The organism is Kribbella sp. NPDC051587, from assembly GCF_044453945.1.
Lineage (GTDB): Bacteria > Actinomycetota > Actinomycetes > Propionibacteriales > Kribbellaceae > Kribbella.
Genome location: NZ_JBITDE010000001.1, coordinates 1,247,716 through 1,267,620, shown reverse-complemented (window position 1 = coordinate 1,267,620; position 19,905 = coordinate 1,247,716). Strand labels below are relative to the sequence as shown.

The window sequence follows — 19,905 nt, the reverse complement described above, 5'->3', positions numbered from 1 at the left end:
ATATGCGCCGCACCGAATCTAATGTCAAGCCATTGCTTGGAATGTCAGCCGGTGTGGGCGCGGATCCACTCGAGGGCGGGCTCGGTCTGGTCGAGGATCGAGAGGTGGTCGGCGCCGGGGTGCAGGTCGAGGGTGGCCAGTTCGATGCGGCTGGCGAGCCAGCGGCTGTTGTCAGCGGGGGCGACGCGGTCGTCGAGGCCGTGACAGAGCAGGACCGGGGTCCGGATCGCGATCAGGATGAAGTCCGCGGGGAGTGTGCTGCCGAAGGTGACGGCGGCTTCAACACGGTCGCCCAGGAGGGCCGCCGTACGGAGCGCGAGCGCACCGCCCTCGGCGTGGCCCATCACGGCGAAGGTGGCGACCCCGGCTGCATCGACGACCGCGGTCACGTCGGCCGCGGTCGTCGACGGCAGGTCGCAGGAGATCCAGCGGATGCCCAGCCACTCGCCGGCGTCGTACAGGGTGTCCGTCGGGACGCCGAGGGTCACGACCGCGAGCCGGGCATCGTCACAGGGCGCGCTGTCGTACACATGCAGCGCGCGCCCGCTCTCCAGCCGTACGTCGGTCTCGAACATGTCTTTCACACTAGGAAGGAGGAACCTGCCCTGGTGAGAGATACGTCGGACCCGACCCTTTCGGCTCGACAGCCTGTCCCTAACTGACCAGTCGGGTGTGGTTCTCCTGGGTCGCCAGAGCCGGGTCGAGGGCGCCGAGGGCGAGCCAGGTGGCACCGCTGACACCGTCGCGGGCGGTCCGGATCTCCCCGGCGAACTGCTCGTGAAAGGCCTCCCGCAACAGGCGTCCGACCGGAGATTGTTCACCGGCAACACTGCCCGCGAGGATCAACGGGGTCGTGTCCTTCGTTGTCCTGATCCGGCCGACCGTCTCAATGAGCAATTCGGCTGCGCGTTTCACCAGGGCCTGGGCGGTCTTGTCACCGTGTTCGTACGACGCGACCACCGTGCGGGCCAGTTCGGCCATCAGGACCGGTGGGCGGTTGTTCACCGCCCGGATCACGTCGTTACGCACGATTTCGAAGCCGTCACGCTGCGCGAAAACACCTGGATCGTGGTCCGGGAGCAAGGACTGCAGGACGGATTCGCCGAGCAGGCCGAGCGGCTCCTCCAGGTCGAAGGCGAGCAGCACGCTGCGCACGGCCTCGCGACCGAGCCAGAACCCGGAGCCCTCGTCGCCGAGCAGCCAGCCGTGGCCGCCGGCGGTCCGGACCAGTCGGTGGTCCTGTACTAACCCAGCGTTGCTGCCCGTGCCCGAAATCAGCACATGTCCGTCCGGTTCCGGCGTACCGGAGGCGAAAGCGACCTCCAGATCGCCGATGAACTCGGCCTCGACCGACAGCCCGGCACCGGACCAGGCCGCGTCGAACTGCGCCTTCACCTCCGGTATGGCGAGGGCCGAGCCGCCCGCCGCCCCGATCACGGCGGCCTCGACGCGGGCCGGGTCGACCCCGGTCAGCGCGGTGTGAAGGGCCTGGCCGAAGTTGGCCGCGGCGGTTGTCGGATGGCTGGTCGGGTTTCCGCCGGCAGCGGCCCCTCGGCCGACTACGTTGCCCTCAGAGTCGGCGATCACGATCCGGGTGGAGGTACCGCCGAGGTCACCACCCAGGACCAGGGTCGGGGCTGGCATCAAGACCACTGAGTCCGCAGGTTCCGGCAGCGGGCGTTCTACCGACATACGCAATGCTCCAAACTGCTCGAAAGGGATCGCAATGAACACCTATGGACAAGGTCACACAACGGTCCCGATCTGGGGGTCGTAGCGGGATGCGCCTTGACTTTAGCTGCCACTTGAGAAAAGTTCTGTCCAGCAAACCGCAAACTTGCGCAGTTGTCGGCATGAAAAGAGCATCACAGCGTGTCGCGGCACAGAGAGAACCGAGGGGTGGGGCCGAACATGGCCAGCAGTGACCAGGCCGGGTCCGGGGAGAACACCGGCGTCAGCGCGCAGAACTTTGTTCACGCCCTGACCCCGATCCTCGCCGCCGTGACCGCGCAGATCGACGGCCCGATCCAGCAGGCGGCCGATCTGTTCGCCACCTCGCTGCGGGCCAACGGCGTCATCCAGGCCTTCGGGTCCGGTCACTCCGAGGCCCTCGCGATGGAGATCGCGGGCCGGGCCGGCGGGCTGATCGCCTCCAACCGGATCGCGCTGCGGGACCTCGTCCTGCTCGGCGGCGAACCGGCCGAGCTGCTGCGCAGCGCCGAGCTGGAGCGCGACCCGTCGTACAGCCGCAAGCTCTACGAACTCTCCGCCGCCCGCGAGGGCGACCTGTTCGTGATCGCCTCCAACTCCGGCGTGAACGGCTCGATCGTCGAGCTCGCCAGCGTGGTCAAGGAGCACGGTCACCCGCTGATCGCGATCACCTCGCTGCAGCACACCGCCGGGGTGGACTCGCGGCACCCGTCCGGCAAGAAACTCATCGACTTCGCGGACGTCGTCCTGGACAACCATGCTCCGTACGGCGACTCCGTGCTGGACCTGCCCGGGGGTGGCAAGGTCTGTGCCGTGTCTTCCATCACGGCGGCGCTGATTGCGCAGATGCTGGTCGCAGAAACTCTGCGCCGGCTCACCGAGGCAGGTCAGACCCCTCCGGTCTACCTGTCGGCAAATATCCCGGGCGGCGACGAGCACAACAACGCCCTCGAAGCACAGTACGCCGGCCGGATCCGGCGTACTGCCTGAAACACTCTCGGAAGGCGGGACCCATGACCACTCCCAACCCCCTGTCGCGGCGGCTGTTCCTGCAGCGCGCGGCGGTCGGCACCCTGCTGGCCACTGGCGGCAGCACGCTGCTGGCCGCGTGTGCCGCCGGTGGTGGCGATGACAACAGCGGCACCAGCGGTGGTGGCGCCGACAAGTCGGCCGACAACCCGTTCGGCCTGGCCGACAAGGCCACCGTCGAGGCCATCATCTTCAACGGTGGCTACGGCTACGACTACGTGCAGTTCGCGGCCGACATCGCGCAGAAGAAGTGGGCCGGCTCGTCGTTCAAGGTCGCCCCGTCGACCCAGATCGCCCAGCAGCTGCAGCCGCGCTTCGTCGGTGGCAACCCGCCGGACCTGATCGACAACTCCGGCGCGAACCAGATCGGCTTCAACACGATCCTGGACCAGCTCGCACCGCTGGACGACGTCTTCGAGGCCAACAACTACGAGGGCACCAAGATCGCCGACACCCTGTACCCGGGTGCCAAGATCCCCGGCACCTTCGACGGCAAGTTCGTCGCGATGAACTACGTGCTCACCCTCTACGGCCTGTGGTACTCCGACAGCCTGTTCAAGGAGAACGGCTGGGAGCCGCCGAAGACCTACGACGCCCTGCTCGACCTGGGCGCCAAGGCCAAGGCCAAGGGCAAGTACCTGTTCGTCTGGGGCAAGGAAGCCGCCACCTACTACCACACGATGGCCGTCGACGGCGCCATCAAGGAGGGTGGCGACGACGTCCGGCTGGCGCTGGAGAACCTCAAGGAGAACTGCTGGTCGATGCCGCAGTTCCAGGGGATCTTCAAGGCCCTGGAGACGATGGTCAAGAACGGCTACTTCGTCCCGGGCGGCGCCGGTACCCAGTTCACCGCCGCGCAGGCCAAGTGGAGCAACGACCAGCAGGCCATCCTCTACCCCTCGGGCTCGTGGATCGAGAACGAGATGAAGAAGGCCACCAAGGCGGACTTCAACATGAAGGGCATCCCGGAGCCGACGCTCACCGAGAGCCCGAAGCTGCCCTACGAGTCGCTGCGCAGCGCGGCCGGCGAGCCGTTCATCATCCCGGCCAAGGGCAAGAACGTTGCCGGTGGCAAGGAGCTCCTGCGGGCCATGCTGTCCAAGGAGGCGGCGACCAACTTCGCCAAGACGCGGCTGGCGCCGACGATCGTCAAGGGCCTGGTGCCCGCCGACGGTTTCGGTTCGACCGCGCTGCAGTCGCAGTCCGCGATGCTGGATGCCGCCGGCACCAACATCTTCGACTACCAGGTCTTCGGCCTGTACGGCATGAACACCGACCAGCTCGTGGTCTGGAACTCGTTCCTGTCCGGCCAGACCGACGCCGCCGGCCTGACCAAGGGCCTGCAGCAGATCACCGACAAGGTGCGTAACGACAGCTCCGTCAAGAAGATCCCGGTCACCAAGTGACCATGACGCAAGAGGCCGTGCCGGGAGGCGGACCGAACAGGTCCGTCCCCCGGCGTCGCCGGCCGTTGACCTTCGACCGCGTCAGCTTCATGGTCGTGTTCCTCGGCCTGCCGCTGGCGGTCTTCGTGATCTTCGTGGTCTCGCCGTTCGTGCAGGCCCTGTGGTACTCGCTGACCGACTGGTCCGGCTTCTCCTCGGGGATGAACTTCGTCGGCTTCGACAACTACGTGAAGCTGTTCCACGACGACATCTTCCTCAAGGCCGTCCGCAACAACGTGCTGCTGGCGATCGTCGTACCGATCGTGACGATCGTGCTGTCGCTGACCCTGGCGACGCTGGTCACGATCGGCGGCTCGGGGACCGGCAACGTCCGCGGGCTGCGGAACGCGGGCTTCTACCGGATCATCTCGTTCTTCCCGTACGTGATCCCGGCGATCGTGATCGGTCTGATCTGGGCCCAGGTGTTCACGCCCAGCTCGGGCATCCTGGACGCGCTACTGTCGAAGATCGGGCTGCACGGGTTCGAGAACTACGCCTGGCTCGGCGACGCCCGGACCGCGATGCCGGCCTCGATGTTCGTGATGATCTGGGGTGCCGTCGGTTTCTACATGGTGCTGTTCATCGCCGCCATCCGGGGCATCGACCCCGAGGTGTTCGAGGCGGCCCGGATCGACGGGGCCGGCCGGTTCCGGACCGCGATCTCGCTGACCGTGCCGCTGATCCGCGACAACGTGCAGACGGCGTACGTCTACCTCGGCATCGCCGCCCTCGACGCCTTCGTCTACATGCAGGCGCTGAACCCCGGCGGTGGGCCGCAGAACTCGACCCTGGTCATGCCCCAGCAGCTGTTCACCACCGCCTTCAGCAAGGGACAGTTCGGTTACTCGACGGCGATGGGCGTGGTCCTGGCCGCGGTGACGATGCTGTTCGCGCTCGTGGTCTTCACGGTGAACTCCCTGACCGGCGGCCGTGACCAGCGGAAAGTAAAGGTACGACCATGACGACAACCACCGCCGAACGGGCCGACGTCGTGGCCCGGGTCCCCTCCCGGCGGCCCAAGGAAGGCCGCGGGGTGGCGACGACCGCCCACGTCGCGCTGATCCTCTGGTCGCTGCTGGTGATCCTGCCGCTGGTCTGGACGCTGCTGTCCTCGTTCAAGTCGACGCAGGAGGTGCTGGGCAACCCGCTGGCGCTGCCGTCCAAGCTGCACTTCGAGAACTACTCCAACGCCTGGACGACGGCCGGGATCGGCCGCTACTTCTTCAACACGGTGATCGTCGTCGGTACCGCACTGGTGCTGGTCATGGTCCTGGGCGCCATGTGCGCCTACGTGCTGGCCAGGTTCACGTTCCCCGGCAACCGGCTGATCTACTACTCCATGCTGGCCGGTCTGACCTTCCCGGTCTTCCTGGCGATCGTGCCGCTGTTCTTCGTCCTGAAGAACCTGTCGCTGCTCAACACCCTGCCCGGGTTGATCATCACCTACGTCGCGTTCGCGCTGCCGTTCACCGTGTTCTTCCTGCACAGCTTCTTCAAGGCGCTGCCGGGTGAGATCTACGAGGCGGCGCAGATCGACGGCGCCGGCGAGTGGCGCACGTTCTTCTCGGTGATGCTGCCGATGGCGCGCCCGGGCATGGCCTCGGTCGCCATCTTCAACTTCCTGGGCCTGTGGAACCAGTTCCTGCTCCCGGTCGCCCTGAACACCGACTCGAACAACTACGTGCTCTCCCAGGGCATGGCCTCGTTCGCGTCACAGGCCGGCTACGCGGTCGACTTCGGTGCCCTGTTCGCGGCCGTGATCATCACGGTGGCGCCGGTTCTGGTCGTCTACATCATCTTCCAGCGCCAACTACAGGTCTCCGTCACCCAGGGCGGCGTGAAGTAGTACTAACCTACCGACGTGTTGAAACGGCGGACTGTTCTTCAGGGAGCGCTCGCCGGCGCCGTACTGAGCGGATGCTCGACGGGTACGCCGGTGAGCGCTCCTACTACTGCCAGCCCGGGGGCTTTGCCGCTTGAGGTGGTGGCCGGTGCCGAGTACGGCGGGTTCGCGGCGGCGGCGTACCGGAAGAAGTATCCGGGGGCGACGGTGTCGTCGGCGGTGGTGGCGCAGTTGCGGGACAAGGTGCTGCCGCGGTTCCAGGCCGGTGGGCCGCCGGACGTCGTACTGAATGTGGGCGACAAGACGCTGGACGTCGGGCGGCTGGTGGCACAGGGGCAGGTCGCGGATCTGCGGGCGGTGCTGGACGGGCCGGCGTGGGACAACCCGAAGGCGAAGGTCGCCGACGCGATCCTGCCCGGGATGCTGGACTTCGGCCGGTACGACGGAACGCAGCGGACGATCAACTACGTCGCGACCGTTTACGGGCTGTGGTATTCGGCGACGCTGTTCCAGCGGCATGGTTGGGATGTGCCGCGGACCTGGCCGGAGTTGGTTGCCCTCGGCACCGAAATGAAGGGGGCCGGGCTGGGCGCGTTGGTGCACCCCGGCACGCATCCGTACTACCTGCTCGAACTGATCCTCACGCTGGCCGCGAAGACCGGCGGGCACGACGTGGTGAAACGGATCGACAATCTCGAGGACGATGCCTGGCGGGACAGTAGTCTGGTCCGGGCGATCTCGGCGATCGGTGAGCTGGTCAAGCGCGGGCTGATCGCGCCCGGCAGCGCGAAGTACGACCACATCGCTGCCCAGAAGCGCTTCCTGGCAAGCAAAGCCGGGATGCTGCCGTGCGGCAACTGGCTCGAGAACGAGATGCTGGGATATCAAGGAGGGACTTTCATCCCGAAGACCTTCGCGCTGACCATGTTCGGCGTACCGGCGCTGGACGGTTCGGCCGCATTGCCGCGCGGACTGCATGTGGCGGCGACCTCGCCGTACCTGGTGGCGGAGAAGGGCAAGAACAAGGCTGGTGGGCTGGAGTTCCTCCGGGCGGCGTTGTCGACGGATGTCGCCGCGCAGGTCACCACGGAGGCCAACCAACTCACGATCGTGCGCGGTGCGGCCGACGGCCTCGAGGTCGGTACGGCGTTGCGCTCGGCTCGTGATCTGCTCGGCGCAGCGGGCGATCAGGCGATCACGTGGTACTTCGACAGTTGGTATCCCGCGTTCGCGACCACCGCGGCGGAGGCGACGGCCGAGTTCCTGGCCGGCGGCGTACCGGTGAGCGACTGGACCGGCCGGATCCAGGCGACGGCCGATGAGCTGAAGAAGGACAAGGCAGTCACCAAATATCACCGTGCGTGAGTAGGTTAGGTTAGGGCAACCTAAACTCTTCACCCCTGTGAGGTCCCGGATGCTGCTGCGTTCACTCGTGCTCCTCGTCGTCCCCCTGCTTGCCTTGTCCGCCTGTGGCGCCGACACCAAGGATGCCCCGGCTGCTGGGCAGTCCCAGGGCTCGGCGGAGTCCGGCGCGTTCCCCGTCACCATCAAGAACAAGTGGGGCGAGGCGGTCATCAAGGAGGCGCCGAAGCGCGTCGTCGCGGTTGGCCTGGTCGAGCAGGACGCGCTGCTCGCGTTGGGCGTCGTACCGGTCGGAACCACCGAGTGGTTCGGCGACAAGCCGGGAGCGCTGTTCCCGTGGGCGAAGGCGAAGCTCGGCAGCGGCGCGTTGCCGACGGTGCTGAGCGACAAGGACGGCATCCAGTTCGAGAAGGTCGCGGCGCTCGCGCCGGATCTGATCATCGGCCTGTACGCCGGGATCACGGCCGACGACTACAAGAAGCTCACCGCGATCGCTCCGACCGTGGCGCAGCCGGCCGACGGCAGCGCGGACTACAGCGTCACCTGGCAGACCGTCACGAAGACGGTCGGGCAGGCGGTCGGCAAGCCGAAGGCCGCCGAGGAGCTCGTCGCCGGCGTCGAGAAGCAGTTCGAGGCGGCGCGCGCCGCACACCCCGAGTTCAAGGACAAGACCGCGCTGATGGCGTCGCCGTACGAGGGCTACTTCGTCTACGGCCCGCAGGACCCCCGCGAGAAGGTGCTCACGAACCTCGGGTTCGTCATGCCGCCCGAGGTGGGCAAGGTGATCGGTGACAAGTTCGGCGCCAACATCAGCGCCGAGAAGATCTCGCTGCTGGACCAGCAGGTCGTGGTCTGGTTCCCGCCCAAGGACGGCACCGCCAAGCTGAAGGCCGATCCGCTGCTGAAGAACCTCAAGGCCCGCGCCGAGGCGCGCGAGATCTTCATCGAGGAGAACTACGACGACGAGCTGTACGGCGCGACCAGCTTCGTCTCGGTGCTGAGCCTGCCGATCGTCCTCGAGCAGCTCGTCCCCAGGCTCGCCGCCGCCGTCGACGGCAACCCGGCGACGAACGCCTGATCAAACATCATGTCGGAGTTATGACCCCCGAGGGTGACCCGGTGTGAACGAGGACCGGGACGCTGGCAGAATCGGGGGTATGTCCCTCGCTGCGCCTGACCCCTCCGCAGCCGGAACCGAGCGGCGCCCCCGGGTGCTGTCCGGGATCCAGCCGACGGCGGACTCCTTCCACTTCGGCAACTACCTCGGGGCGGTGCGGCAGTGGGTGGCGCTGCAGGACGACCACGAGGCGTTCTACTGCGTGGTCGATCTGCACGCGATCACGGTGGAATACGAGCCGAAGGCGCTGCGGGAGCGGACCCGGCGTTCGGTCGCGCAGTTGCTGGCGGCAGGCATCGACCCGGAGCGGTCGACGCTGTTCGTCCAGTCGCACGTGCCCGAGCACGCGCAGCTGGGCTGGGTGCTGGGGTGCATCACCGGGTTCGGTGAGGCGAGCCGGATGACGCAGTTCAAGGACAAGTCCGCCAAGGGCGGCGCCGACCGCGCGACGGTCGGCCTGTTCACCTACCCGATCCTGCAGGCCGCGGACATCCTGATCTACCAGGCCGACCGCGTCCCGGTCGGCGAGGACCAACGCCAGCACCTGGAGCTCACCCGCGACCTCGCCGGGCGCTTCAACCACCGGTTCGGCAAGACCTTCCGGCTGCCGGAGCCGTACATCGTCAAGGAGACCGCGAAGATCTCCGACCTGCAGGACCCGACCGCGAAGATGAGCAAGTCGTCGTCCTCGCCGGCCGGCATCATCGACCTGCTCGACGACCCGAAGGTGAGCGCGAAGAAGATCCGCTCCGCGGTCACCGACTCCGGCCGTGACGTGATCTTCGACCCGGAGAACAAGGCCGGCGTCGCCAACCTGCTGACCATCTACTCGGCGCTGACCGGCAAGAAGATCAGCGAGCTCGAGGACGAGTACGCCGGTCGCGGGTACGGCGACTTCAAGAAGGACCTGGCCGACGTCGTGGTCGAGTTCGTCACGCCGTTCCGCGAGCAGACGCTGGCCTACCTCGACGACAAGGCCCAGCTGGACGCGATCCTGGCCGCCGGCGCCGAGCGCGCCCGGGAGGTCACCTCGCGGACGCTGACCCGCGTCTACGACAAGCTCGGTTTCGTTCCTGCGGCGGTTCGCTAGTGGCGACCATCGGGGTCGCGATCCCGATCGCGGAACCCTTCGGCTCGGAGCTGCAGAAGCACCGGGCCGAGTTCGGCGACCCGATGGCCGCCTCGATCCCGACCCACGTGACGCTGCTGCCGCCGACCGAGATCGACGACGACGCCCTGGCGGCGATCGACGAGCACCTGCTCGCGGTGGCCGCGCGGTTCCCGAGCTTCCGGATCCGGCTCCGCGGTACGGCGACCTTCCGGCCGATCTCGCCGGTGGTGTTCGTGCCGCTGGCCGAGGGCATCTCGTCGTGCGAGGTGCTGCAGTCGCAGGTCCGGTCGGGACCGCTGGCGGTGGATCTGCGCTTCCCGTACCACCCGCACGTCACGGTCGCCCACGACCTCGACAAGGACGCGCTCGACCGCGCGTACGACACGTTGTCGGAGTACGACTGCGCCTTCGACGTGACGGCGTTCGACCGCTACGAACACGGCGCGGACGGCGTGTGGCGGCCGCAGCGCTCGTTCCCCCTGGCAGGCTGAGACTCCTTCCTCTGGGGCTGAATACTTTTGGGTACGGGAGCTTCATGAACATCAAGGCGGTCTGGGTGCGGTTCGCACGCACCCAGCTCTGGCGGGCGTGGAAACGGTACGGCGACCGCCGGGGCAACCGGTTGGCCGGGGCAACGAGTTTCTTCGGGTTCCTGTCGCTGTTCCCGCTGATCGTGCTGGCCGCCGCCGTCACCGGCCCGCTGCTCGGTCATCCCGCGGTGAAGGCGCTCAAGGAGGGCCTGAAGAAGAACCTCCCGGGCGTCGGCGACAAGATCGACATCGACGCGCTGATCGCCAACGCGGGCACGATCGGGCTGATCTCCGGCATCTCGCTGCTGTTCACCGGGCTCGGCTGGATCGACTCGCTGCGCGCCTCGATCCGGTCCATGCACGAGCTCGACGACCAGCCCGGGAACGCGATCCAGCTCAAGCTCGCCGACCTCGGCGCGCTGATCGGCCTCGGCGTGATCGGTGCCGTCGGCACCGGTGCGTCCTCGATCCTCACCGGCATGTCGAAGCGGATCGTCGCCGCGGCCGACCTGGACGGCACCTGGCTGGCGAACTGGGGTCTGGACCTGATCAGCCTGGTGCTCGGGATCGCGGCCGGTGCGCTGCTCTTCCTCTACCTGCAGACCGCATTGCCCCGGATCATCCTGCCCCGCAAGGTGATGCTGATCGCGGCCGTTGCCGGTGGCATCGTGTTCTACCTGGCCCAGAAGCTCGGCAACGTGTACGTGACCCACGTGCTCGGCTCCAACGCGGCGTACGGCGCTCTGGCCCTTCCGCTCGCCTTGCTGGTCTGGATCTATCTGATGACGCGGGTCATCATGCTGATCGCCGCCTGGACCAAGGAAGCCACCCTGGACGCGATGGCTCGCGAGGCTGACGACACCGCCCGCCTCCGCATCGCAGAGGCACCGCTCCCGGCCGGTATGTCCGTTGAGGAACCACTCCTGCTCGGCCCGCCCGGTAAGCGTTACAAGGTCGTCCCCATCCCGCAGAAGAAGGCCGACACAGTAGCCGTCACCGCCGGCGCCGTACTGGGAGTCGCCGCCACCACCATCGCCGTACAGCTGGCCAGGGCAGTCCGCTCCACCCGCCGCTAACCCACAACGTCCGAAGGACCGGAGACGGGCTCTCCGGTTTTTCGGACGTTAGTGGCGGCGTCGGCGGGGGCGGCGGAGGAACAGGCCGAGGAGGAGGACCGGGGGTGCGGCCCAGAACCAGACCGGGGTGCTCACGAAGAGCGAGTTGACCGTGTGGAGCTCCGGTGCCGCCGTACGGCGGGCGGGTGGGAGCGCACCGGCGGCCTGCGGCTTACCGTCCGACGGACCGCTGGCTTCCTTCGGCGGTTCGGCCGGCTTGACCAGCGTGCCGACCGGGCTGAGCCTGTCGTAGTTCTTGAACGACCAGGTGAGCAGATTGCTGGCGTCCTCGGTGATGCCGTGCGGGGCGTTCATCATTGTCACGACCAGGGTGTGGCCGTTCCGCCTGGCCGCTCCGATGAACGTGTTCCGGGCGAGCGTGGTGTAGCCGGTCTTCACGCCCAGCGCTCCGTCGTACTTGAAGAGCAGTTTGTTCTGGTTCGCCACCTGATAGGTGCCCTTGGAGGTCATCGGGAAGTTCGTGAACTTCGTCGACGCGTACTTCGCGAAGTCGGGTCGCGCGAGTCCGGACTGGGCGAACAACGCCAGGTCGTAGGCGCTGGAGAACTGCCCGTCCGCGTCGAGGCCGGTCGGGTCCGTGACGTGCGTGTCGAGCGCACCGATCTCCTTGGCCTTCGCGTTCATCCGCTGGATGGTCGCGTCGACGCCGCCCTCGTCATGCATGCAGAGCGCGTGCACGGCGTCGTTCCCCGAGGCCAGGAACATGCCTTCGAACAGCAGGTTGACCGTGTATTTGAGTCCGGGGGACACACCGACCTTGCTGCCGATGATCTGGGCGTCGCCGTCGGTCCCGATCACCTGGTCGGACTTCTTCAGCCGGGGGAGCAGCACGAGCGCGGTCAGCGTCTTGAGCGTGCTGGCCGGCCGCAGCTTCGCGTGCGGCGCCTTCGCGGCCAGGACCTCACCGGTCTCGAGGTCGGCGACGACGTACGAGGACGCCTGGACCGCCGGCGGCGTCGCCCCCGTGGCGACTACCGTCGGCTTTGCCGTCATCAGCGCGCCCCCGACCGGTCCTTGCTCGGCGGCGGTCGCCGTCAGCGGCTGCGCGACCACCAGTGCGGTGGTCGCGCAGGCCGTCAGAAGCAAACGCATCGGCGGCAGCCTAGACGCCCGAAAGGGCAAACCGCTATCCGGCTGCCTGTTCCGGTCAGGCCCGGTACGCCGTCCACATGTTGCTGATCCGGGTGCTCTGACCCGGGGTGAACTGGTTGTAGCAGGTGTCGTAGGAATAGTCCATGTAGTTGTGGATCGGGTCCACACCCGGCAGTGAGCAGGAGTCCCGGCCGGTCGGGCAGCCGCTCGACGAGCTGCTCTGCGCGGGGGTGTCGCTGACCGAGTCGTTCGTGCTCGTGCAGCCACCCTGGAACGTGTGGTAGAGCCCGAACCAGTGCCCGGCCTCGTGGGTCGCGGTCTTGCCGAGGTTGTAGTTCGTCGCCGAACCACCCGGCAGCGAGGAGTACTGCACCCGGATCCCGTCGATGCTCGGGTTGGACGCGTAGTCCCACGGGAACGTCGCGATCCCCAGGTAGCTGAAGTCGAGCAGCCAGATGTTCAGCGCGTTCTTGCCACCCTTGCGGGTCTGCGCCCGGTACGTCGTGCTCTGGCCGTCGGTGTGCCACGTGTCGTTGTTGAACCGGTCAGTTCCGGCCAGCGTGAACGTGAATCCGGTGTTCGCCGCCTGGCTCGACTCCCCACCGGCGAAGTTCTGGTTCAGCTCGGCGATCTGCTGGTTGATCTGCGTCGCCGTGACATCACCAGCACCGCTGCTGCTCCGCATCACGTGGAAGTAGACGGGCACCGTCGCCGCCGCCAGCTTCCCGGCCTTCGGCGCCAACCCGCGCGCCGCCTTGGCCTTCAGGATCGCCGCCGTCTTGGCCTCGATCGACTGCTGCTCCTGCGCCGACAGATCCCGGTGGTCCTTCCCGAACCCACCACGAGCAACCGGCCCCTCGGCCGGCGTCAAACACGGGTCGGCGGTGTGCTCGACCGGCAGCTGCGCCGTCGCCGTACCACCAAGCGGACTGAAAGCAAGCGCCCCACCGGCCAGCAACACGGCCAGAGCGCGGGGACGAGTGACGAAAGATCGCATAAAGCGTCCTCCAGAGGCGGGCCGCTGGGCGGTGCGGCCGAATCCCCCGATTTTCCGCATCACCCCGCCCCACGCAAAGCGATTCCCTGACCGCTCAGTGTCACGGCACCACCGAGCCGCCATCCTCCGCACCGCCGCCGCCTCGAACCCCAGGCACCCGACCTCCTCACCTTTCTCACCACCCACGGCCTCCGACATGTGCCGAAGGACGGGTAGTGGTCCCTGCCGAGTGGCATCTGGGGCACGGTCGGACGCCGTGGCGGTCGTGGTTGGGTCGACGACTACCCGTCCGTTGGTACGGCGGATCTACGATCGGCGGGTGACCTACTACCGCGACCTGTCGCCTTACGAGTACGGCGAGTCTGACCGGCCGATGGTGAACGTCGGGTGGTTGGGGCGTGGGCGCGAGTTTCCTACCGGGCCGGTGGCACCTACGGTTGTCGCGGGGTTGGCGCGGCTGGCGGTGGACGAGCGGAACGTGTACCGCGGCTGGCACGAGTGTGAGTTCTGCGATGCGGAGTCGCCGATCGAGTTCCCGGGGCCCGAGGGCTCGCTCCTGCTCGGACATGCGGAGGTGCACATCACTGGCCCGGATGGGGTGGTCTACGCGGCCCCGACGCTGATCCTGCATTACATCGAGGCCCACGAATACCGGCCGCCAACCGAGTTTCTGTCTGCCGTGGCCCAGATGACCGAGGGGCGACTGGTCGAGCGAGGCGATCGCTGGGAGTTGCCTATGGGCGGGCGAGTGGTCGAGCAGTGCCTGGTCGACCACGCGTTCAGCCTGCGGTGCGACGAGGCGCACCTGATCCGCATCGAGGGCCCCATGACCTACTGGGACTCCAACGGCTGGCCCCACCAGGTCGACCCGGACAGCGAGCCGGTTGGAATGGGCGTGCTGCTGCAGCTGCTGCGCCGTACGGTCGTCAGCGCGGAAGCGGCCGGCGGCCTGCAGATCGAGTTCGACGACCAGAGCCGCCTCCAGGTCGAGCCCGACGACTACGAAGCCTGGAGCTACGCCGGCCCCGACGGTATGCGCGTCGTCTCCCTCCCCGGCGGCGACCTGGCAATCTGGCAGCGGAAGCCATGAAAGACCTGAGCTTGTTGGTTGCGGACAAAGACACGGCCAATGACCTGCTGTGGGATTGGGAAGCGGCTGGGTGGGCTGCTCGGGGAATGCGCGGGAAGAAGATGCGCACGGCGGACAGGTTGTGGGACGAGTTCGCGGCGGCGTGTCAGTTTCCTTGGTACTGCGGGAAGAACTGGGATGCCTTCAGGGAGTGTCTGGGGGACATGGATACCTGGCTGACGCAGACATCAGGGATCGCGCTGCTGATGTACGACGCGGCCGAGGTCCTGCTCGATGAGTCGGCCGAGCAGATTGAGATCCTGCTCCGGTCGTTCGGTAGTGCTGCCGAGGGTTACGCCGTGGCAATGGGCCGAGGGGCTGTCCCTGCCGTGCCGTTTCACATCGTGTTGCAGGCGGAGGCCGGCCGCCCGGAGGCCGTCGTACGGGAGCGGTGGACGGCAGCTGGGGCGGACCTTGTTCCGTTTACTAGGTTGGACGGGTGATGACTCGGCGGCGGTTTTCGGTGGCGGCTGCTGTTGCGGCGGTGGCGGCGGGGTGTGGGTGGCGGGAGCCGCGGCGGCGGGTGCTGGTTTATCGCGGGGTGGCTTCGGGGCCTGAGTTGTCGGAGGCGGCGGCTGCGCTGGTGCGGACGTGGGACCAGACGGTGAAGATCGTGTACGTCGGGCCTGGCGAGAAGGTGAAGGTCACGCCGGAGGTTTTGGCGGGGGCTGCGCTTTACGTGCAGCCGGGCGGTGGGCAGGACATCGCGGGTGCGTGGGACGACATCCGGGACACGGCGGACGCCGTACGGGACTGGGTGCGGGGTGGCGGTCGGTTCCTGGGGATTTGTATGGGTGCTTATCTGGCCGGATCCGAAGGGTTCGACCTGGTACCGGCGACGACTGACGGCTACATCGACACGCCCGGCGCGACGGTGAAGGGTGAGGCGGACACGGTGATCGCGCTGACGTGGCGCGACAAGCCACGCCACGTGTTCTTCCAGGACGGCACCGCCTTCACCGACCTCAAACCGGAGGCAACCGTCATCGCGCGGTACGACAACGGCACGGTCGCGGCGCTCACGGCGCCGTACGGCGAGGGCCGGGTGGGCGTGGTCGGCCCGCACCCGGAGGCGGACCAGAGCTGGTACGACGACGCCGGGCTGACGAATCCGGACGGTGTGAGGTTTGATCTCGGCGTCGACCTGATCACGGCCACCCTGCATTGACATCTGCTCCGGCACTTGAGTCAATGGACCGTCGGTAGACCATTGGACTGAGGAGCCGCCGTGACCGGTCAGCTGGGTGTGCAGGAGCTTCGGGATCTGGTGGCGAGCGGCCAGGTGGATACCGTGCTGGTGGCGATCACCGACATGCAGGGCCGGCTGCAGGGGAAGCGGTGTGGTGCCCGGTACTTCGTGGAGGAGGTCCTCCGGCACGGGACCGAGGGTTGCAACTACCTGCTCGCGGTCGACGTCGACATGAACACAGTCGACGGCTACGCGATGTCCTCCTGGGAGCGCGGGTACGGCGACCTGGTGATGGCCCCGGATCTTGACACGCTCAGGCTGGTCCCGTGGTTGGAGGGGACCGCGATGGTGCTGTGCGACGTGGAGTGGCTGGACGGTACGCCGGTCGTCGCCTCACCGCGGCAGGTCCTCCGCAAGCAGTTGGAGCGGCTGGCGGCGCGGGGGATGCAGGCGTACGTCGGGACCGAGCTGGAGTTCATCGTCTTCGACGACACCTTCGAGACCGCGTGGGACAAGCGCTACCAGGATCTCACCCCGGGCAACCAGTACAACGTCGACTACTCCCTCCTCGGCACCTCCCGGGTCGAGCCGCTGCTCAGAGCGATCCGCAACGGCATGACCGGCGCCGGCCTGTACGTCGAGTCGGCCAAGGGCGAGTGCAATCTCGGCCAGCACGAGATCGCGTTCCGGTACGACGAGGCGCTCAAGACGTGCGACAACCACTCGATCTACAAGACCGGGGCGAAGGAGATCGCCGCCCAGCACGGCAAGAGCCTGACGTTCATGGCCAAGTACGACGAGCGCGAGGGCAACTCGTGTCACATCCATCTGAGCTTCCGCTCCGCCGATGGAGCCGCCGTGCTCGCGGGCGACAAACAGTATGGATTCTCCGAGGTGATGGAGCGGTTCATCGCCGGCCAGCTCGCGTGCCTGTCGGAGTTCACCTACCTGCTCGCGCCGAACATCAACTCCTACAAGCGATTCGTGGCCGGCAGCTTCGCGCCGACCGCGGTCGCGTGGGGTCTCGACAACCGCACCTGCTCGCTGCGCGTGGTCGGCCACGGTGAATCGCTCCGGGTCGAGAACCGCCTCCCCGGCGGTGACGTGAACCCGTACCTCGCCGTCGCCGCGATCATCGCCGCCGGCCTGCACGGCATCGAGAACGAGTTGGAGCTCGAGCCCCTGCTGGAGGGCAACGCCTACGAGTCGGACAAGGACCACGTCCCGACGACACTGCGCGAGGCTGCCGCGTTGTTCACCGGCTCGGTCATCGCCCGCGAGGCGTTCGGCGACGAGATGGTCGATCACTACACAAACGCGGCCCGCGTAGAGCTCGACGCGTACGACGCTGCTGTCACCGACTGGGAGCGGATCCGTGGTTTCGAACGCCTCTGACCACCGACGGCCGCGGATCGGGATCACCACCTATCTCGAACCCACCGTGTGGGGTGTGTGGCAGCGCGAGGCTGCACTCCTGCCGCGCGTCTACCTCGACGCAGTCGCCAAGGCCGGCGGCGTACCGATCCTGCTGCCACCCGTCGGCACCGATCCGTCGGTGCTCGACATTCTCGACGGGCTGGTGATCGCGGGCGGCTGCGACGTCGATCCCGCGACGTACGACGCGGCTCCGCATCCGGAGACCGTCGACACGCGGCCGGGCCGCGATGCACACGAGGTGGTGCTGATTCGGGCGGCGCTTGAGGCCGACCTGCCGCTTCTCGCGATCTGCCGTGGTCTGCAGGTGCTCAACGTCGCGCTCGGCGGCACGCTCCACCAGCACCTCCCCGACCTGATCACGAGCGACGAGCACCGCCCGTCACCCGCGGTCTTCGGCCGCACCGAGGTCAAGGTCGAACCAGGAAGCCTGACGGAACGGCTCCTGGGGGATCGCAGCAGCGTGCACTGCTACCACCACCAGGCGCTCGACGCCATCGCTCCCGCGCTGACCGTGACCGCGCGCGCCGGTGACGGAACCGTCGAGGCGGCCGAGGTCGACGGGCATGCGTTCGCGCTCGGCGTGCAGTGGCACCCGGAGGAGAACCCCGAGGATCTGCGCTTGTTCACCGCGCTGATCGACGCATCCAGGAGACAGCAGTCATGACGTACGACGTGATCAATCCGGCGACCGAGAAGGTCATCCGCCCGATCGAGCTCGCCACCGAGGAGCAGGCCGATGCGGCGATCGCCAGAGCGGCCAAAGCCTTTGAGACCTGGCGAAACGTCACCCCGGCCGACCGGGGTCGGTTGCTGCGCAACTTCGCGGCCGCGGTCGATGCCGACCTGGAATACCTTGCTGCGTTGGAGGTTGAGAACGCCGGCCACACCATCGGCAACGCTCGCTGGGAAGCCGGCAACGTCCGCGATGTCCTCACCTACTACTCGGCTGCTCCGGAACGCCTGCTCGGCCAGCAGATTCCCGTTGCCGGGGGCATCGACATCACCTTCCAGGAACCGCTCGGTGTCGTCGGCATCATCGTCCCGTGGAACTTCCCGATGCCTATTGCAGGCTGGGGTTTCGCCCCAGCGATTGCCGCCGGCAACACTGTCGTCCTCAAGCCGGCCGAGCTCACCCCGCTGACCGCGATCCGCCTCGGCGAGCTGGCCCTCGAAGCCGGTCTACCGCCCGGCGTCCTCGAGGTCATCCCGGGTGAGGGCAAGGTCGTCGGCCAACGGTTCGTCACCAACCCCGCCGTACGGAAGGTCGTCTTCACCGGCTCCACCACCGTCGGGAAGCAGATCATGGCCGGCTGCGCGGACCAGGTGAAGCGGGTGACGCTCGAGCTCGGTGGCAAGTCCGCCAACGTCGTCTTCGCCGATGCGGACCTCGAGAAGGCCGCGGCCCAGGCGCCGTACGGGGTCTTCGACAATGCCGGCCAGGACTGCTGTGCGCGCTCGCGGATCCTGGTCGAGCGCAGCGTTCACGACCGCTTCCTGGAACTCCTCGAACCGGCCGTGAAGAACTTCAAGGTCGGCGATCCGACGGACCCCGCGACCGAGATGGGCCCGCTCATCTCCCAGCAGCAGCGCGACCGCGTGACGTCGTACGTCGAGAATCCCTTGTTCCAAGGGGCTGCGCCGAGCGGCCCTGGGTTCTGGTTCCCGCCGACGGTGCTTGATTACGTCGTACCGGACGAGATCTTCGGGCCGGTCGTCAGCGTGATCCCGTTCGAGGACGAGACCGACGCGCTGCGGCTCGCCAACGACTCCGAGTACGGCCTGTCCGGGTCGATCTGGACCCGCGACATCGGTCGCGCGATCAGGGTCAGCCGCGGTGTCGAGGCCGGCAACCTCTCGGTCAACTCGAACTCGTCCGTGCGGTACTCGACGCCGTTCGGCGGTTACAAGCAGTCCGGGCTCGGCCGCGAGCTCGGTCCGGACGCGCTGGCCGCGTTCACCGAAACCAAGAACATCTTCATCAGCACGGAGGACTGAATGACTGACGTCAAGGCGAGCCGCCTCGAGGGGCGCGTCGCGGTGGTGACCGGCGGTGCGAGCGGGATCGGTCTGGCGACGGTACGCCGGTTCGCCGCGGAAGGCGCCAAGGTCGTGATCGGCGATGTCGACCCGGCCGCCGGGAAGGCCGCGGCGGACGAGGTCGGCGGGCTGTTCGTCGCCACCGATGTCACCGACGCGGCCGCGGTCGACAACCTGTTCCAGCAGGCCTTCGACACCTATGGCAGCGTCGACATCGCGTTCAACAACGCGGGCATCTCGCCGCCGGACGACAACTCGATCCTGGACACCGGACTCGAGGCCTGGCGCCGGGTCCAGGAGGTCAACCTGACCTCGGTGTACCTGTGCTGCAAGGCGGCGATCCCGTACATGCAGCGCCAGGGCAAGGGTTCCATCATCAACACCGCGTCCTTCGTCGCCGTGATGGGCGCGGCCACCTCGCAGATCTCGTACTCCGCCTCCAAGGGCGGCGTGCTTGCGATGAGCCGCGAACTGGGTGTCGAGTTCGCCCGGCAGGGGATCCGGGTCAACGCGCTCTGCCCGGGGCCGGTGAACACGCCGTTGCTGACCGAGCTGTTCGCGAAGGACCCGGAGCGGGCCGAGCGCCGGCTGGTGCACGTACCGATGGGCCGCTTCGGTGAGCCGGAGGAGATCGCCGCCGCGGTCGCGTTCCTGGCCAGCGACGATTCGTCGTTCATCACCGCCAACACGTTCCTCGTCGACGGCGGCATCTCCGGCGCCTACGTGACCCCGCTCTAAGCT

General features: G+C 67.5%; 20 protein-coding genes. 16 read left to right on the top strand and 4 right to left on the bottom strand.

Annotated features, from left to right (window positions below; genetic code table 11):
* Positions 1-44: 44 nt before the first annotated feature.
* Positions 45-575: an alpha/beta fold hydrolase gene (locus ACIA49_RS06025; RefSeq protein WP_396375993.1), complete on the bottom strand. Its 531-nt coding sequence runs from the start codon at positions 573-575 to the stop codon at positions 45-47.
* Between the two features lie 79 nt (positions 576-654).
* The gene (locus ACIA49_RS06020) at positions 655-1,644 is read right to left on the bottom strand and encodes an N-acetylglucosamine kinase (protein WP_396375992.1); all 990 of its coding nucleotides are present in this window, start codon (positions 1,642-1,644) and stop codon (positions 655-657) included.
* A 267-nt stretch (positions 1,645-1,911) separates the two neighbouring features.
* Between ACIA49_RS06020 and ACIA49_RS06015 the strand changes: the two genes are divergently transcribed.
* From ACIA49_RS06015 to ACIA49_RS05975, 9 genes are all read left to right on the top strand, one after another.
* The gene (locus ACIA49_RS06015) at positions 1,912-2,700 is read left to right on the top strand and encodes a sugar isomerase domain-containing protein (protein WP_396375991.1); all 789 of its coding nucleotides are present in this window, start codon (positions 1,912-1,914) and stop codon (positions 2,698-2,700) included.
* A 23-nt stretch (positions 2,701-2,723) separates the two neighbouring features.
* Positions 2,724-4,145, top strand: coding sequence for an N-acetylglucosamine/diacetylchitobiose ABC transporter substrate-binding protein (gene ngcE / locus ACIA49_RS06010; RefSeq protein WP_396375990.1), 1,422 nt, complete (start codon positions 2,724-2,726; stop codon positions 4,143-4,145).
* 2 nt (positions 4,146-4,147) lie between these two features.
* Positions 4,148-5,146: a carbohydrate ABC transporter permease gene (locus ACIA49_RS06005; protein WP_396375989.1), complete on the top strand. Its 999-nt coding sequence runs from the start codon at positions 4,148-4,150 to the stop codon at positions 5,144-5,146.
* Positions 5,143-6,030 (top strand): carbohydrate ABC transporter permease, encoded by an 888-nt coding sequence (locus ACIA49_RS06000; protein WP_396375988.1) that lies wholly within the window; start codon positions 5,143-5,145, stop codon positions 6,028-6,030. The genes ACIA49_RS06005 and ACIA49_RS06000 overlap by 4 nt, the downstream gene beginning before the upstream one ends.
* 15 nt (positions 6,031-6,045) lie before the next feature.
* On the top strand, positions 6,046-7,392 hold the full coding sequence (ngcE, locus tag ACIA49_RS05995) for an N-acetylglucosamine/diacetylchitobiose ABC transporter substrate-binding protein (protein ID WP_396375987.1): 1,347 nt from the start codon (positions 6,046-6,048) through the stop codon (positions 7,390-7,392).
* A gap of 49 nt (positions 7,393-7,441) precedes the next feature.
* On the top strand, positions 7,442-8,467 hold the full coding sequence (locus ACIA49_RS05990; protein ID WP_396375986.1) for an iron-siderophore ABC transporter substrate-binding protein: 1,026 nt from the start codon (positions 7,442-7,444) through the stop codon (positions 8,465-8,467).
* Between the two features lie 79 nt (positions 8,468-8,546).
* Positions 8,547-9,596 carry a tryptophan--tRNA ligase gene (trpS, locus tag ACIA49_RS05985; RefSeq protein ID WP_396375985.1) on the top strand — a complete coding sequence of 350 codons (1,050 nt, stop codon included), beginning with the start codon at positions 8,547-8,549 and terminating at the stop codon, positions 9,594-9,596.
* The gene (locus ACIA49_RS05980; protein ID WP_391543602.1) at positions 9,596-10,108 is read left to right on the top strand and encodes a 2'-5' RNA ligase family protein; all 513 of its coding nucleotides are present in this window, start codon (positions 9,596-9,598) and stop codon (positions 10,106-10,108) included. Before trpS ends, ACIA49_RS05980 begins: the two co-directional genes overlap by 1 nt.
* Positions 10,109-10,152: 44 nt before the next feature.
* Positions 10,153-11,223 carry a YihY/virulence factor BrkB family protein gene (locus ACIA49_RS05975; protein ID WP_396375984.1) on the top strand — a complete coding sequence of 357 codons (1,071 nt, stop codon included), beginning with the start codon at positions 10,153-10,155 and terminating at the stop codon, positions 11,221-11,223.
* 48 nt (positions 11,224-11,271) lie between these two features.
* Here ACIA49_RS05975 and ACIA49_RS05970 read toward each other — a convergent pair whose 3' ends face one another.
* Entirely contained in the window at positions 11,272-12,375 is a 1,104-nt protein-coding gene (locus tag ACIA49_RS05970; RefSeq protein ID WP_396375983.1) for a D-alanyl-D-alanine carboxypeptidase family protein, read from the bottom strand.
* A 55-nt stretch (positions 12,376-12,430) separates the two neighbouring features.
* Positions 12,431-13,372 carry a zinc metalloprotease gene (locus ACIA49_RS05965; protein ID WP_396375982.1) on the bottom strand — a complete coding sequence of 314 codons (942 nt, stop codon included), beginning with the start codon at positions 13,370-13,372 and terminating at the stop codon, positions 12,431-12,433.
* A 319-nt stretch (positions 13,373-13,691) separates the two neighbouring features.
* Here ACIA49_RS05965 and ACIA49_RS05960 point away from each other — a divergent pair, with 319 nt between their 5' ends.
* From ACIA49_RS05960 to ACIA49_RS05930, 7 genes are read left to right on the top strand one after another with little or no spacing between them, the layout of a single operon-like run.
* Positions 13,692-14,462 (top strand): DUF6188 family protein, encoded by a 771-nt coding sequence (locus tag ACIA49_RS05960; RefSeq protein WP_396375981.1) that lies wholly within the window; start codon positions 13,692-13,694, stop codon positions 14,460-14,462.
* On the top strand, positions 14,459-14,944 hold the full coding sequence (locus ACIA49_RS05955; protein ID WP_396375980.1) for a barstar family protein: 486 nt from the start codon (positions 14,459-14,461) through the stop codon (positions 14,942-14,944). Before ACIA49_RS05960 ends, ACIA49_RS05955 begins: the two co-directional genes overlap by 4 nt.
* Entirely contained in the window at positions 14,944-15,669 is a 726-nt protein-coding gene (locus ACIA49_RS05950) for a BPL-N domain-containing protein (protein WP_396376038.1), read from the top strand. The genes ACIA49_RS05955 and ACIA49_RS05950 overlap by 1 nt, the downstream gene beginning before the upstream one ends.
* A gap of 60 nt (positions 15,670-15,729) precedes the next feature.
* Positions 15,730-17,085 carry a glutamine synthetase family protein gene (locus ACIA49_RS05945; protein ID WP_396375979.1) on the top strand — a complete coding sequence of 452 codons (1,356 nt, stop codon included), beginning with the start codon at positions 15,730-15,732 and terminating at the stop codon, positions 17,083-17,085.
* Positions 17,066-17,791 (top strand): gamma-glutamyl-gamma-aminobutyrate hydrolase family protein, encoded by a 726-nt coding sequence (locus ACIA49_RS05940; protein ID WP_396375978.1) that lies wholly within the window; start codon positions 17,066-17,068, stop codon positions 17,789-17,791. Before ACIA49_RS05945 ends, ACIA49_RS05940 begins: the two co-directional genes overlap by 20 nt.
* Positions 17,788-19,122, top strand: coding sequence for an aldehyde dehydrogenase family protein (locus ACIA49_RS05935; RefSeq protein WP_396375977.1), 1,335 nt, complete (start codon positions 17,788-17,790; stop codon positions 19,120-19,122). Before ACIA49_RS05940 ends, ACIA49_RS05935 begins: the two co-directional genes overlap by 4 nt.
* Positions 19,123-19,902: a 3-oxoacyl-ACP reductase gene (locus tag ACIA49_RS05930; RefSeq protein WP_391543610.1), complete on the top strand. Its 780-nt coding sequence runs from the start codon at positions 19,123-19,125 to the stop codon at positions 19,900-19,902.
* Positions 19,903-19,905 lie beyond the last annotated feature (3 nt).